Source organism: Pyrinomonas sp., from assembly GCF_040289685.1.
Classification (GTDB): Bacteria; Acidobacteriota; Blastocatellia; order Pyrinomonadales; family Pyrinomonadaceae; genus Pyrinomonas.
The window spans coordinates 19,547-33,016 of the sequence record NZ_PSLQ01000037.1 but is presented as its reverse complement, the minus strand read 5'-3'; the positions used below and the strand labels follow the sequence as shown (position 1 = coordinate 33,016).

At 59.6% G+C, this 13,470-nt stretch carries 16 protein-coding genes and 1 tRNA gene; 11 read left to right on the top strand and 6 right to left on the bottom strand.

Translation table 11 applies throughout. From position 1 onward, the window contains the following. Positions 1-51: 51 nt before the first annotated feature. Positions 52-888, bottom strand: coding sequence for an alpha/beta hydrolase (locus C4334_RS09355; RefSeq protein WP_352431821.1), 837 nt, complete (start codon positions 886-888; stop codon positions 52-54). A gap of 635 nt (positions 889-1,523) precedes the next feature. On the opposite strand from C4334_RS09355, the gene ispE reads away from it, so the two are divergent. From ispE to C4334_RS09300, 11 genes are all read left to right on the top strand, one after another. Then, complete coding sequence (ispE, locus tag C4334_RS09350) at positions 1,524-2,432, top strand: 4-(cytidine 5'-diphospho)-2-C-methyl-D-erythritol kinase (RefSeq protein ID WP_352431820.1); 909 nt, start codon at positions 1,524-1,526, stop codon at positions 2,430-2,432. Between the two features lie 13 nt (positions 2,433-2,445). Continuing rightward, positions 2,446-2,520 (top strand) — tRNA-Gln (locus tag C4334_RS09345). A gap of 172 nt (positions 2,521-2,692) precedes the next feature. Next, the gene (locus C4334_RS09340) at positions 2,693-3,640 is read left to right on the top strand and encodes a ribose-phosphate diphosphokinase (RefSeq protein WP_352431819.1); all 948 of its coding nucleotides are present in this window, start codon (positions 2,693-2,695) and stop codon (positions 3,638-3,640) included. A gap of 36 nt (positions 3,641-3,676) precedes the next feature. Then, entirely contained in the window at positions 3,677-4,336 is a 660-nt protein-coding gene (locus C4334_RS09335; protein WP_352431818.1) for a 50S ribosomal protein L25, read from the top strand. Positions 4,337-4,428: 92 nt separating this feature from the next. Beyond that, positions 4,429-5,016, top strand: a complete 588-nt coding sequence (gene pth, locus C4334_RS09330; protein WP_352431817.1) for an aminoacyl-tRNA hydrolase — start codon at positions 4,429-4,431, stop codon at positions 5,014-5,016. A gap of 68 nt (positions 5,017-5,084) precedes the next feature. Beyond that, positions 5,085-5,492 (top strand): 30S ribosomal protein S6, encoded by a 408-nt coding sequence (gene rpsF / locus C4334_RS09325; RefSeq protein ID WP_352431816.1) that lies wholly within the window; start codon positions 5,085-5,087, stop codon positions 5,490-5,492. A 112-nt stretch (positions 5,493-5,604) separates the two neighbouring features. Further along, a complete protein-coding gene (gene rpsR / locus C4334_RS09320; RefSeq protein WP_352431815.1) occupies positions 5,605-5,910 on the top strand; it encodes a 30S ribosomal protein S18 in 306 nt (101 codons plus the stop codon). 18 nt (positions 5,911-5,928) lie between these two features. Further along, on the top strand, positions 5,929-6,468 hold the full coding sequence (gene rplI / locus C4334_RS09315) for a 50S ribosomal protein L9 (RefSeq protein WP_502943430.1): 540 nt from the start codon (positions 5,929-5,931) through the stop codon (positions 6,466-6,468). A 146-nt stretch (positions 6,469-6,614) separates the two neighbouring features. Next, complete coding sequence (gene dnaB / locus C4334_RS09310) at positions 6,615-7,970, top strand: replicative DNA helicase (protein ID WP_352431814.1); 1,356 nt, start codon at positions 6,615-6,617, stop codon at positions 7,968-7,970. A gap of 44 nt (positions 7,971-8,014) precedes the next feature. Then, entirely contained in the window at positions 8,015-9,172 is a 1,158-nt protein-coding gene (gene alr / locus C4334_RS09305) for an alanine racemase (protein ID WP_352431813.1), read from the top strand. Positions 9,173-9,310: 138 nt separating this feature from the next. After that, positions 9,311-9,706 (top strand): variant GlyGly-CTERM sorting domain-containing protein, encoded by a 396-nt coding sequence (locus tag C4334_RS09300; RefSeq protein ID WP_352431812.1) that lies wholly within the window; start codon positions 9,311-9,313, stop codon positions 9,704-9,706. Between the two features lie 240 nt (positions 9,707-9,946). On the opposite strand, the gene frr is transcribed toward C4334_RS09300, so the two are convergent. The 5 genes from frr to rpsI form a co-directional block, all read right to left on the bottom strand. Beyond that, a complete protein-coding gene (frr, locus tag C4334_RS09295) occupies positions 9,947-10,513 on the bottom strand; it encodes a ribosome recycling factor (protein ID WP_352431811.1) in 567 nt (188 codons plus the stop codon). A 5-nt stretch (positions 10,514-10,518) separates the two neighbouring features. Next, positions 10,519-11,316, bottom strand: coding sequence for a UMP kinase (pyrH, locus tag C4334_RS09290; protein ID WP_352431810.1), 798 nt, complete (start codon positions 11,314-11,316; stop codon positions 10,519-10,521). 2 nt (positions 11,317-11,318) lie between these two features. Then, positions 11,319-11,990, bottom strand: coding sequence for a translation elongation factor Ts (tsf, locus tag C4334_RS09285; RefSeq protein ID WP_352431809.1), 672 nt, complete (start codon positions 11,988-11,990; stop codon positions 11,319-11,321). Positions 11,991-12,122: 132 nt separating this feature from the next. Beyond that, positions 12,123-12,938 carry a 30S ribosomal protein S2 gene (gene rpsB, locus C4334_RS09280; protein ID WP_352431808.1) on the bottom strand — a complete coding sequence of 272 codons (816 nt, stop codon included), beginning with the start codon at positions 12,936-12,938 and terminating at the stop codon, positions 12,123-12,125. Between the two features lie 138 nt (positions 12,939-13,076). Beyond that, positions 13,077-13,469 carry a 30S ribosomal protein S9 gene (rpsI, locus tag C4334_RS09275; protein WP_352431807.1) on the bottom strand — a complete coding sequence of 131 codons (393 nt, stop codon included), beginning with the start codon at positions 13,467-13,469 and terminating at the stop codon, positions 13,077-13,079. Position 13,470 lies beyond the last annotated feature (1 nt).

Genomic DNA, 13,470 nt, shown 5'->3' with positions numbered 1-13,470 from the left:
GGGCAAGTGGCGACGAACTGTGAATCCCACGCGCTGCGCGCCGTGGGAGTGTCAATGATTCTCTTTGGGAAAGAGTCCGCGAGTCTTCATCCAATCGATGAGTCTATCTTTCCAAGTCGCAAGAATCTGGTCCTGCGGAGCAAGCCCGACGCCATGCTGACCGCGCTCGTAGATGTGCAGTTCTGCTGGCACACCGGCTTTGCGGAGAGCTAGGTAGAAGGCGATGCTGTTTTCCGGCGGCACGACGCGATCTTCGGTTGTGTGGAAGAGGAAGGTGGGAGGCGTTTGCGGCGTCACTCGTTTTTCGTTCGAGAGGTCTTCGAGCAGCCTCGGGTCAGGAGCATCGCCGAGCAAACTGCGCCGCGAACCGACGTGGCTGAACGGCGCCGTGAAGGAGATCACGGGGTAGGCGAGGACAAGGAAGTCCGGGCGCGAACTCATACGCTCGACGGGGTCGGCAGCGTCGGCGTTGCCAGCGTCGAAGTGAGTGCCTGTGGTCGCTGCGAGGTGACCGCCAGCAGAGAATCCGAGGACGCCAATGCGGTCGGGGGAAAGACCCCACTCTCTGGCATGAAATCGAACGTAGCGAATGGCTCTTTGCGCATCTTGCAACGGGGCGGGATGACGATAGCGCGGTGCCAAACGGTACTTGAGCACGAAAGCGGCGATGCCGTACGAGTTGAGCCATTCGGCGACCTGCTTGCCTTCGTGGTCCATCGCCAAAGCAACGTAGCCGCCGCCAGGGAAGACGATGAGGCTGGTGCCGATGCTCTTTGGCGGTAGATAGATCGCAAGTGTAGGCACGTCTTTCTCCTCTTTGCCGGCAGCGGCTGGGGCGCCATCGGGCCAGAGCGCGACGACTTTCGGGGAAGGAGCTTGAGCAAGCATCTTCGAGGTGAGGCAAAGAGCAAACGCAATTGCACGCACCAAGTGGCGAGCCCTCCTCTTCATCGTTCGAGATGAGCACACAAATCCGCTCGCCCGCTCAAGCGTAGGTTGGACGGGAGCGAACCACCGGCTTTCGGTCGATCTGGTGAAAAGGTGGCGTTGTGCGTTTGCGATCAGGTTGAAGTCCGGTTGCGCTCTGCGTTGATCGGCGAAAGCGCCTTCGTCGGCGCAAAAGGCTTCCGGCATCGGCGAACATCCTGTGGACCTGAGCTAGAAAAGGCGCTTTTCGACTTTAACCCGATCTTCACGCTAAGGTCAATCCTCTCCGCCAGTTGGCTTCGATCAAGCTGAGACGCAATTGAACGCGCGATAAGGATCGAGGACGCAGATGCTCTGCGGAAGGAACTAAGATACGGCTCATTACAACAATCCGACGTTCGTCTCCGGCACGCTCTCGCTTCTGCGAAAGAGCCAAAATCAGAGCTCATCTTGGCTGACCGGGAGCGTCAGCGCGTCAGGGCATTATCAAGAATTGAAGCCGTTTCGCACACATCTTGGCTGACCGGGAGCATCAGCGCGCGACAAGCTTCGCGCTTGACAGCGCATAGCATCGGACGCAAAGATGAGCTGCGAGTATGGAGCGGGTAGAACTTCCTTCGTTTGCCAAGATCAACTGGACCTTGCGCGTGTTGGGACGCCGTTCTGATGGATTGCACGAGATCATCACCATCATGCAGACGGTGAGCTTGCACGACACGCTCATTTTCACGCGCGCGCGCGATGATCGGATCGAGATCGAATGTGATCGGGCGGATGTGCCCACGGACGAAGGCAACCTCATTTACAAAGCGGCGCAAGCTCTTCGCGAGCGATGTCGCGTGCGTTGCGGCGTACACGTGAGGCTCGCAAAGCGTATCCCGATAGGCGGCGGCCTTGGCGGCGGCTCTTCCAACGCGGCGATGACGCTGCTTGCGCTGGCCCGTCTATGGCAGCTCCCCGTAGGGCGCGACGATTTGCTGAAAATAGGAGCCGCGCTCGGTGCCGACGTTCCCTTCTTCTTTTTCGGTGGGACGGCACGCGGCGCGGGGACGGGAACCGAGATCGAACCTTTGAAAGAGATCGATGCGCCATGCTTGCTCATCGTCGCCCCGCCGGTTGCCGTTTCCACGGCGCGCGCCTATGCGTTGCTGAACGCGCCGCCCTTGACAAACGAAAAAGGCGAGAATATCCTTGCTGTTTCGCGCAAGATAGAGAAGCTCGAATGGCAAGCGTTCTTGCGCAATGACTTTGAGCCGACGGTTCGGCGCTCCTATCCCGAAGTGGAGAGAGCATATGTGGCGCTTCAACGAGCCGGAGCGAGCGCCACGTTCATGTCGGGAAGCGGAGCGAGCGTCGTGGGCATCTTTGACACCGAGCGAGATCGTGCGCGAGCGTCGACGAGGATCGTGCGCGAGGCGATAGGAGAGGTATTCCTTTGCTCGACGCTTGGACGAGCGGAGTACCGCCGGAGGCTGGGCGAGTGCGCCGCGCTGTTGTACGATTGAGACGATTTTCTACTGGGGTGTAGCCAAGCGGTAAGGCACCGGTCTTTGGAACCGGCATTCGGAGGTTCGAATCCTCCCGCCCCAGCCAAAATTCTAGAGCAGCGAAAGGTGGGCGAGTGATGAGGAGCAGGTGCTCTCATCACTCGACGAGTGTTTGGCAGCGTCTGAAAGCGCGAGTTAAGGGCTTCTGTCGCGGCGATCAAGGCGCTGAGTTCTGCGGAGGTTGCCGGACAAAGCGGGCAGCCTCTCGTTTCGTCGGTATGAGCACCACGGGCGGTCTCAAAGTCTTCTCCGGCAACGCCAACCGCGCGCTGGCCGAAGAGATCTGCAACTGTTTGAGTTGCGATCTCGGACAGGCGATCACAGAACGCTTCTCCGATGGGGAGTTCAATTTTCAGATCTGCGAGAACGTTCGCGGCGCCGACGTTTTCATCGTGCAACCGACTTGTCCGCCGACGGACGCGCACCTAATGGAACTGCTCGTCATGCTCGATGCCTTCAAGCGCTCTTCTGCTGAGCGCGTGACGGCGGTGATCCCATACTACGGTTACGCCCGTTCGGACAAAAAGGATCGCCCGCGCGTGCCGATCGCTGCTAAACTAGTCGCCAACCTGATCAGCAAAGCGGGCGCTGATCGCGTGCTGACGATGGATTTACATGCGGCGCAGATTCAAGGGTTTTTCGATATTCCGGTGGATCACCTCTACGCTGCGCCGGTGATGATCGGCTACTACCAAACCAATCTGTTGCCGAAGTTGACGGTAGTCGCGCCAGATACGGGCGGCGCCGAGCGCGCGCGCGCCTACGCTAAACGGCTCAATGCTGAGCTGGCGCTGTGCGATAAGCGGCGCGAGCGGGCCAATGTCGCTGAGGTGCTTCACATCGTCGGCGATGTGCGTGGGCGAAACTGCTTGATCGTTGATGACATGTGCGATACGGGCGGGAGTTTAACCAAGGTCGCGCGTGCGCTCAAAGAGGCTGGAGCCGAGCGCGTGCACGCTTGCTTTACGCATCCTGTTTTGTCCGGTTGCGCCGTCGAGCAGTTAGCCGGTTCGGATATCGAACAGGTCGTCACAACCAACACGATACCTTTGCGTCCGCAAGCGCGCGAGTTGGAGAAGATCAAAGTGTTGAGCATCGCGCCGTTGCTTGCGAAAGCGATCAAATCGATTCACGAAGAGACGAGCGTCTCTTCGCTCTTCGTTTGATGAAGGCGAGTTTCAACGCGGAAGAGAGAGTTCAAGATGGAACAGAAAGAGATCGTCGTGCGCGCAAAAAAGCGCGAGCGATTCGGCAAAAACGAGGCGCGCCGTTTACGCCGCGCTGGCTACATCCCGGTGATCGTTTATGGCAGCAACGCTGAGCCGGTCGCTGCCGCCGTGCCGCGCGGCGAGCTGGCAGCTATTCTGCGGTCAGAGACCGGACACAATACGATCTTTCAACTGGAGATCGACGGCGTCGGCACGAGCGAAGTGCTCTTTCAGGATTGGGAGTTCGATCCGGTCAGAGGAGACTTGATCCACGCCGATCTGCGCCGTTTGCTACAGGATCAGTTGATCGAGGTGACCGTGCCCGTGCACTTGGTCGGCAACCCGGTCGGCGTGCGCGAACAAGGCGGCATCCTCGAGCAGCTCGTGCGCGAAATCGAGATCCGTTGCCGTCCACGTGACATCCCTGAAGCGATCGACGTCGATGTTTCGCCTCTCGGCGTGCATGATGTATTGCACGTTTCGGACATCCCGAAAAGCGATCGTTTCGAGATCCTCGATTCGCCTGAGACGGTGATCGCTACGGTCGGCGTCGTGCGCGAAGAGGAGCTGGTAGCCGCGCCCGCCGAGGAGCAGGCCGAACCGGAAGTGATCGGCAAGGGCAAGAAAGAGGAAGAGAAGAAGGAAGAGGAGTGAGCCGCTTCCGCCCCATTCTTTCGGGGCCTTAGCGCGCGATCTTCCGGCAAAGCTTCGCGGGCTTTTACTCGTTCGCTCTTTGAAGTTTTCGCGTGTCATCGCTTTTCTTCATCGTCGGTCTCGGTAACCCAGGGCGTGAATACGAGTGGACGCGCCACAACTTGGGGTTCATGGTAGTGGACCTGTTGGCGCAGCAGACCGAGACACCAGTCAGGCGTGCGCAGTGCCGCGCTCTGACCGGACGGACGACGTTGGAAGGGCGCCGCGTTGAGTTAGTTAAACCTCAGACGTACATGAACTTGAGCGGTGAGGCGGTTGCCTGCTTAGCGCGCAAGCAACCGGAATTTGACCCGCGCCGCGATCTGCTGGTGATCTGTGATGATCTGGCCCTGCCGCTCGGCACGATACGCTTGCGCGCGCGCGGATCTGCAGGCGGCCATAATGGTTTGAAGTCCATCATCGCGGCGCTCGGCACGCAGGATTTCATGCGTCTGCGAATCGGGATCAAACCGGATCATGCGGTGACCGATGCGGCCGCTTTCGTGCTGGAGCGGTTTCCTGCGAGCGCACGCCAAAAAGTGGAAGAGGTTGTGGAGAGAAGCGCCGAAGCCGTGCGCGCCGTGTTGCGTGACGGCCTCGAACGAGCCATGGCCTACTACAATCAACAGCGCGCCGAATGAATCTCAATAGATCCTTCTTGCTTCATCCAGCGTGATGAGGCTCGAACATCCGAAAGGAGGAAGATAGCTTGGCTGACAAAAGAGTTTACGAAATACTTTTCATCGTCGATCCGAACACCAACGACGAGGACCTTGCACGTCTGAGCGAGAGTCTTCAGCAGACCATCACCGAACAAGGCGGCGTCGTCACCAAAGCCGAAAACTTGGGGCGGCGGACCCTCGCCTACGAGATCAACCATCGCACCGAAGGCACCTACATGCTTTTTGAGATCGAGGGATCGGGGCGCGAGATCGCCGAATTGGAACGCCGCATGCGTGTCAGCGATGTCGTGATGCGTTTTATGACCGTGCGCGTCGATCGTGAGCGCAAGCGGGCTGAAAAGCTGCGCGAACGGCGTGCGCGCAAGGCGGGTCGGCGCGCTGGCGTGCGACCAACCAACGCAGCGGCTGATGCTGCCGAATCGAGCGAAGGATAAGCGATCTCGATCGCGATTGCATGAGGACGCTTGAGACGTTTCCTCGCCATCGAGCGAAGCGAGTCTCGCTCGTAAGCGATTAGAAGAAGATCGAACAGCAGAGGATTGAAACATGGCAACCAATTTCGAGGATCAAACCACCGACGTCGAACAAGAAGGGGCCGACATCGCCCGTGCCGTCGCGCCAACGGGCAGAACGCCGCGGCGCATCAGAAGGCGTAAACAGTGTCGTTTCTGTTCCGAGAAGATCGATTTGATCGATTACAAAGATGTGAGGCTGCTGCAGCCGTTCATCCCAGAGCGCGGCAAGATCATGCCGCGACGTATCTCCGGCGTGTGCGCGCCGCACCAGCGCATGCTGGCGACGGCGATCAAACGGGCGCGCATCATGGCGTTGATCCCGTTCGTGGCTGACTGAAGGAGGGGATTGAAGAGAATGGCAACGACAACAGTTCTTTTGCGCGAAGACGTGGAAAACCTCGGCGTCCGCGGCGACATCGTGCGCGTCAAAGCCGGATACGCGCGCAACTATTTGTTGCCGCGCAAGCTCGCCGTCGAAGCGACGCCGAGCAACATGCGGCAGATCGAACAGGAACGAGCCGCGCTCATGCGTCGAGAAGCGCGTGAGCGCGAGATGGCGCAGGCGCGCGCCGCTGAACTACAGGCCCTGCGCTTGACCTTCGCGCGCCGCGCCGGCGAACACGGGATACTCTACGGCTCGGTCACGGCCATGGATATCGCTGAAGCCTTGCGCGAGCGCGGGATCGAAGTCGATCGGCGGCGGATCACGCTGCCCGAACCGATTAAGACGACGGGCGATTTCGCGGTAGTGGTCCGCTTGCATCGCGAAGTCAGCGTCGAACTGCCCGTGACGGTGGTGGCCGAAGGGGGCCGAAAGAGCGAGCAGACGCCACCGGAAGAAGGCAGCAGCAAAGGGCAACAGCTACCGGAAGAAGGCGAAGAGCGGCAAGAGTAGGCGTTGTCTGCACGCGCCCCGTGTAGTATAGTGGCGCGGCTGCGAGAGAAGCTCTCCGAAGAAGGCTTTCCTTGCAGCCGCTTTTGCTTCTCGGCTTCGCTCGATGCGCGCGAGCGAAAATCGCGTCGGTTCTTCAGGGCTTCTCGATGCCGAACCACGTCGCTGAGCGCGATCAGTATTTGGAGCGGCCGCTGCCGCACAGCGCCGAAGCGGAACGAGCCGTTCTCGGCGCCATCTTGCTCGACAACGGCCACATCAATCAGGCGATCGAATTGCTCCGCCCGGATGATTTCTACGTGCAGGCTCACCGGCGCATCTTTCAAGCGATGATCGCGCTCAACGAACGCGGCTCCGAGATCAACCCGATTCTGCTCGCCGACGAGCTCCGCCGCGAAGGGGTCTTCGAACAGCTCGGCGGCATGAGCTTCCTCACCGATCTGACCTACGGCCTGCCGCACTTCACCAACATCGCGCACTATTCGGAGATCATCCGCGATAAATCCTTGCTTCGACGCTTGGTCAAAGCGGCCAACAAGATCATGAGCGAAGCGCTCGAAGAGGAGGAGGATGCGCACGTCATCCTCGATCACGCCGAACAAGAGATCTTCGCGCTCGCCGACGAACGCACGCGTCAAGGCTTCAAACACATCAAGCCGGTTGCCGAGCAATTGCTTGAAAAAGTTCAGGAGATGTCCGGTCGCCAGATCATGTTGACCGGATTGTCGACCGGATTCACAGACTTCGATGCGATGACCTCCGGGTTGCAGCCAGCGGATTTGATCATCATCGCGGCGCGCCCGGCGATGGGCAAGACTTCGCTCTGCTTGACGCTGGCCCAAAACGCCGCGTTGCAATCGGATGCGGTGGTCGGCATCTTCTCGCTCGAAATGTCAACGGAAGCGCTCGTCATGCGCATGCTCTGCTCGGAAGCGCGCGTCGATTCGCACCGCTTCCGCAACGGGTTCTTGACGCGCGACGAGTGGGCGCGCTTGGCCGGTGCGCTCGGCAAATTGTCGGAAGCGCGCATCTTCATCGACGATACGCCGGGCATCTCCGTGCTGGAGATGCGCGCCAAGGCGCGGCGTCTCGCCGCTGAGCAGAAGAAGCTCGATCTGGTGATCGTCGATTACCTGCAGTTGATGAGCGCTAGCGGGCGGCGCGTCGAATCGCGTCAGCAAGAGGTGGCCCAGATTTCACGCGAGTTGAAGGCGCTAGCCAAAGAGTTGAACGTTCCGTTGATTGCTCTTTCGCAACTTTCGCGCGCCCCCGAATCGCGCACCGATCATCGTCCGCAGCTCGCCGACCTGCGCGAGAGCGGAAGCATCGAACAGGATGCCGACCTAGTCGCTTTCATCTACCGCGAAGAGCAGTACAACCGCACAGAAGAGAACGCCGGCATTGCCGAATTGATCATCGCCAAGCAACGCAACGGCCCGACGGGCACGATCAAGCTCGCTTTCCTCAAAGAGTTCACGCGCTTCGAGAACATGTGGCGCGAATGATAACATGGCCCGTCACCCGGCGAGCGGAGGTTGCGGGATAGGCGATGACGTCTGCCCTCGAAAAATCATCCATGCGTCCGACATGGGCCGAAATAGACCTTGAGGCGCTCGCATGGAACTTCAGCTTGGTGCGAGCGCGCGTCGCTCCGCAGGTCAAAATCCTCGCCGCAGTCAAAGCGGACGCTTATGGTCACGGCGCAGTGGCTTGCGCGCGTCGGTTGCAGCGCGAAGGCGCTGATTGGTTCGGCGTGGCGACGGTGGAAGAGGGGTTGGAATTGAGGCGCGCCGACGTCTCCAAGCCCATCCTTTGTTTCGGTGGTTTCTGGTTCGGGCAAGAAGCTGCCTGTTTGCAACACGAAATCACACCCGTCATCCATCGTCTCGACATGGCCGCTGCGTTGAATCAAGAGGCACGCGCGCGTTCAACCGCGGTTGCGGTGCACGTTGAGATCGATACCGGCATGGGCCGGCTCGGCATCCGCTACGACCAAGCGGCTGAGTTCGCTTCCGCCCTGCGCCAGTTCGAGCGCGTGCACGTCCGCGGCTTGATGACTCATTTCGCGGCTGCCGATCTGCGCACGCGCGATGACTTCACGCGCGCGCAGATCGCGCGTTTCCGCGAGGCGGTGGATGCTTTTCGCGCCTGCGGCCACCAGATTGAACTCGAACACATGGCCAATTCAGCCGCGACGTTCGCTCATCCAGATTCTCACGGGCAGATGGTGCGGCCCGGCGGAGCGCTTTACGGGATGTGGCGTGACGTGCTGCCGCGCGACATCGCAGCGCCGCTTCGCCCGGTGATGAACTTTCGCACGCGCGTCATGCTCATCAAAGAGGTTCGTGCCGGTGAAACCTTGGGGTACGGTTGCACCTTCACGGCGCCGCGCGCGATGCGCATCGCCGTGCTGCCCGTAGGCTATCACGACGGTTATGCGCGCGCGCTTTCGAACTGCGGGCGCGTGATCGTCAAGCGTCGTTTCGCGCGCGTCGTCGGGCGTGTTTCCATGGACCTGACGCTGATCGACGTGACGGAAATCTCCAACCTTCGCATCGGCGACATCGCGACGCTTTGGGGAGAACAGGACGGAAAAACGCTGCCGGTGGAAGAGGTCGCACGCGAGATTGGAACGATCTCCTACGAGATGACTTGCGGCGTAAGCCGCCGCGTCCCACGCCTCTACCTGCCAGAAGAAGGGCGCTGACTTGCGAGATCTCGTTGCCTAGCGTCGCGTAAGTCTTGGCGCTCACCGTCTCTTTTGCAAAACGCACCTTGACCGTCTTAGGGGAAGAGAATTAAGGTCAGCTTTGACACGATCAACAACGGACGCACGCTCACGTGGTTGGTCGATACGACCGGTTATGCCTCGATCCAAGTCTCTTTCGCTACGCAGCGGACGAGCACTGGGTTCAATAACAACGTTTTTCAGTACACGCTCGATGGCGGAGTGAACTGGGTGACCTTCTCTTCCTACACGCCTCCCACATCGTTTGCGCTGCAGAGCTTCAATCTGAGCGCCATCGTCGGTTTGAACAACAATCCGCAGGCGGGCTTCCGCATCATCTTCAACGGCGCGACGAGCGACAGCGGCAACAACCGTCTGGATAACCTCGTCGTCGAAGGCGTGCCGCAACAGACGGCAGCGATCCCAGAGCCGAGCGCGCTCCTCTTGCTTGGCTCCGGGCTGATCGGATTCGGATTGCGACGTAGATCACTGCGACGACCGACAGAGACTTAAATGGAAGTTCGCAGGAGGCGTTCTCCAACAAGCGCTGCCGATAGCGCGTTGAGGTCGCTGAAGAAGCGCGCTTGTAAGCGCTTTCCTCAGCGGCGCCACAACAAGGAGCCGTCGCATCAGGGTCGCACTTGGAGCTGCGAGAAAGCTTCGCTACGGCTTCACGCGATCTCCGATCTCGAGCGAAAAAATAACAAGGGCGCTCCATGGAGCGCCCTTGTCAGACCTCTTTCTCGACCGGACTTAAACGTGCATGATCTCTTGCTCTTTGTGTTTGGCTAGCTCGTCGATCTTGGCGATGTATGTGTTGGTCAGCTTTTGCACCTCTTCGAGACCGCTGCGTTCCTCGTCTTCGGAGATGCGTTTCTCTTTGAAGAGTTTTTTCAGTCGCTCGTTGGCGTCGCGGCGAATATTGCGCACCGCCGTGCGGTGGTCTTCGGCGATTTCGTGGACCTGTTTGGCTAGCTGTTTGCGCCGCTCTTCGGTGAGCGGTGGCACGGGGACGCGAATGATTTTGCCGTCGTTGGTCGGGTTCAAACCGAGGTCGGCGTTGCGAATCGCCTTTTCGACGGCGGTCAGCTGCGATTGATCCCACGGCTGGACGGTGATGAGCTGCGGTTCGGCGACGTGAATCGAAGCCATCTGATTGAGCGGGGTCGGCACTCCGTAGTATTCGACGATCACCGAATCGAGCAAGCTGACAGTTGCGCGCCCGGTGCGGATGGTCGCCAGTTTGCGCCGCAGATCTTCGATAGTTGATTCCATGCGCGGTTTGGTCTCTTTGATCACGTTCTTGATAGCTTCTTCCATGGCGCTTACTCCCTCGTGCGAGCGGGATGATCCTGTCCGGCATCTTGCGCGGCGAGCGGGCGCTCGGCGCAGACTTGGGTGCCGACGCCGGGTTCGCCCATGACGACGCGCACGATGTTGCCCGGTGTCTTCATATTGAAGACGATGATGGGAAGAGCGTTGTCCATGCAGAGCGAGATGGCCGAAGCGTCCATGATCTTCAACTGCTGCTCAAGCACCTCTTGGTAAGTGATGCAGTCGTAGAGTTCGGCTGAAGCGTTTGTGGCCGGATCGGCCGAATAGACGCCTTCGACTTTGGTCGCTTTCAAGATCACGTCGGCTTTGATCTCCAACGCGCGCAGCGCCGCTGCCGAGTCGGTCGTAAAGTAAGGGTTGCCCGTGCCAGCCGCGAAGATCACGACGCGCTTTTTCTCCAAGTGCCTGATGGCGCGGCGACGGATGAACGGTTCGGCGACTTGCGGGATGTCAATAGCCGACATGACGCGCGTGTAAACGCCGAGCTTCTCGAGCGCATCCTGCAACACGACAGCGTTCATCACTGTTGCGAGCATGCCGATGTAATCGGCGGCGGCGCGGTCCATATCCTGCGCGCTGGCCGAAACGCCGCGGAAGATGTTGCCTCCGCCGACCACGATCGCCACCTCGACGCCGGCATCGTGAACGGCTTTGATCTCTTCGGCGACGCTGCGCGCCACTTTGACATCGACGCCATACCCTTGCTCGCCCATGAGAGCTTCGCCCGACAGCTTCAGCAGGATGCGTCGGAAAGCGGGGCGAGAACTGGGCTGTTGAACCGAACTCATCTTCACTCTTTGTCGCCGAGCAGGGCGGCCACTTCGGCGCCGAAGTCGGTGGCCCGTTTTTCCAGACCTTCGCCCATCTTGTAGCGCGTGAACCGGCGCACGGCGATGCGCTCGCCGATGGTGGCGATCTTCTCGTCGAGCAATTCTTTGACGGTTTTCGCTGGGTCTTTGACAAAGGGCTGATCCAGCAGCACGGTCTCCTCGTAGAATTTGGCTAACCGCCCTTCGACGATCTTGTCGATCACTTGGACCGGCTTGTTGGCGTTCTTCGGATCGCTCAACGCTTGTTCGCGCGCGATCTCGCGCTCCTTTTCCAGCACCTCTGTCGGCACATCCTCGCGCGAAACGTAGCGTGGCTCCGCCGCGGCGATGTGCATAGCGATGTCTTTGACGAGCTGTTGGAACTCTTCGGTGCGCGCGACGAAATCCGATTCGCAGTTGACTTCAACGAGCACACCCACTTTGCCGCCCATGTGAATGTACGAGCCGACGGCGCCCTCAGCGGCGATGCGCCCCTCTTTCCTTTTGGCTGAGGCTAACCCGCGTTTGCGTAAGATTTCGATCGCCAGTTCTTCATTGCCGCCGGCTTCCACCAGAGCGTTTTTGCACTCCATCATGCCGGCCCCTGTTTTTTCGCGCAGCGCTTTGACGGCGCTCGCTGTGATCTCGGCCATGATCGCTTTTCTCCTCGGTGAAATAAGTCAATGTGATCAGCAGTCCGACGAGAAACGAGCGCAGCCACACTGCGATGCGCAAAAGACTGGGCTGCGCTCCGCTTCGGATGCGAATTCGTCTTCGGTCGGGCGCTACCGTGCGACGGTGATCGATTCGGCCCCGGCATCTTCTGCGACGCCCGTTTCCGCAGAGTTTTGCGCCTCGGTCGATGCCTCTTCTGCGGCACCTTCGGCGGCCGCCTCTTCGCTCTCTTTGGCCAGCATTTGACGCCCTTCGATGATCGCGTCGGCGATGCGCGAAGCGAACAAGCGCACGGCGCGTAGCGCGTCATCGTTGCCCGGGATGACGTAATCTATGCCTTCGGGCGAGCAGTTGGTATCGACCACCGCGATCACCGGAATGCCCAAGCGGTTCGCTTCGCGGACGGCGATCTCCTCTTTGCGCACGTCGATGACGAAAAGCGCATCGGGCAGTTTGGTCATCCCCTTGATGCCGGCCAACGTCTGTTCGAGCTTTTCGCGTTCGCGGTCGAGACGGATGCGCTCCTTTTTGGTGAGCTTTTCGTAGCGTCCATCCGTCTGCATCTGTTCGAGGTCTTTCAGCCTCTTGATCGATTTCTGAATGGTCTGAAAATTGGTCAGCAAGCCGCCGAGCCATCGCTGATTGACGTAGAACTGGCCGGCGCGGGTCGCCTCTTCGCGGATCGCGTCCTGCGCTTGGCGTTTGGTCCCGACGAACAGAATGGTCCGGCTCGGATCTTCGGACATCAACTTGGTGACGAATTGAATCGCTTCGCGGAAAAGGCGCTGCGTCTTTTGCAGATCGATGATGGAGATGCCGTTGCGTTCGCCGAAGATGTACTCCTTCATCTTCGGGTTCCAGCGTTTAACCTGGTGGCCGAAGTGGACTCCGGCCTCCAGCAGCTCTTTCATCGTGACGGTAACCAAACGAACCTCCTTCGTTGATTGGTTTTTGTACTCGCCGCATTCGACCGACTGGCAACCAATCCGAACGCGGCAATGGATTGAACGACCAAGCAAAGAGCGATGAACTCGTTTCGTTCATCGCTCTTGCCTGGAGAAATCTCATCGCTTGGAGAACTGGAAGCGTTTACGCGCCCCCTTCTGCCCGTATTTCTTTCGCTCCTTGATGCGCGGGTCGCGTCGCACGAGTCCGGCTTGTTTCAACGTCGGGCGCAGGTCGGCGTTGAACTCCAGCAGCGCCCGCGTGATGCCGTGTCGCACAGCCCCGGCTTGTCCCGATAGCCCGCCGCCCGCGACGTTGGCGTAGATGTCGAACTTCCCGACGGTTTCAGTTAACAGCAGCGGTTGCCGGACCGTAGTACGCAGAGTCTCGGTCGGAAAGTACTCCTCGAGACTGCGGCGATTGACGATGATCTTGCCAGTGCCAGGGCGCAGGTAAACGCGCGCCGTTGATGTCTTTCTTCGTCCTGTTCCGTAATATTGGATCTCAGTCACG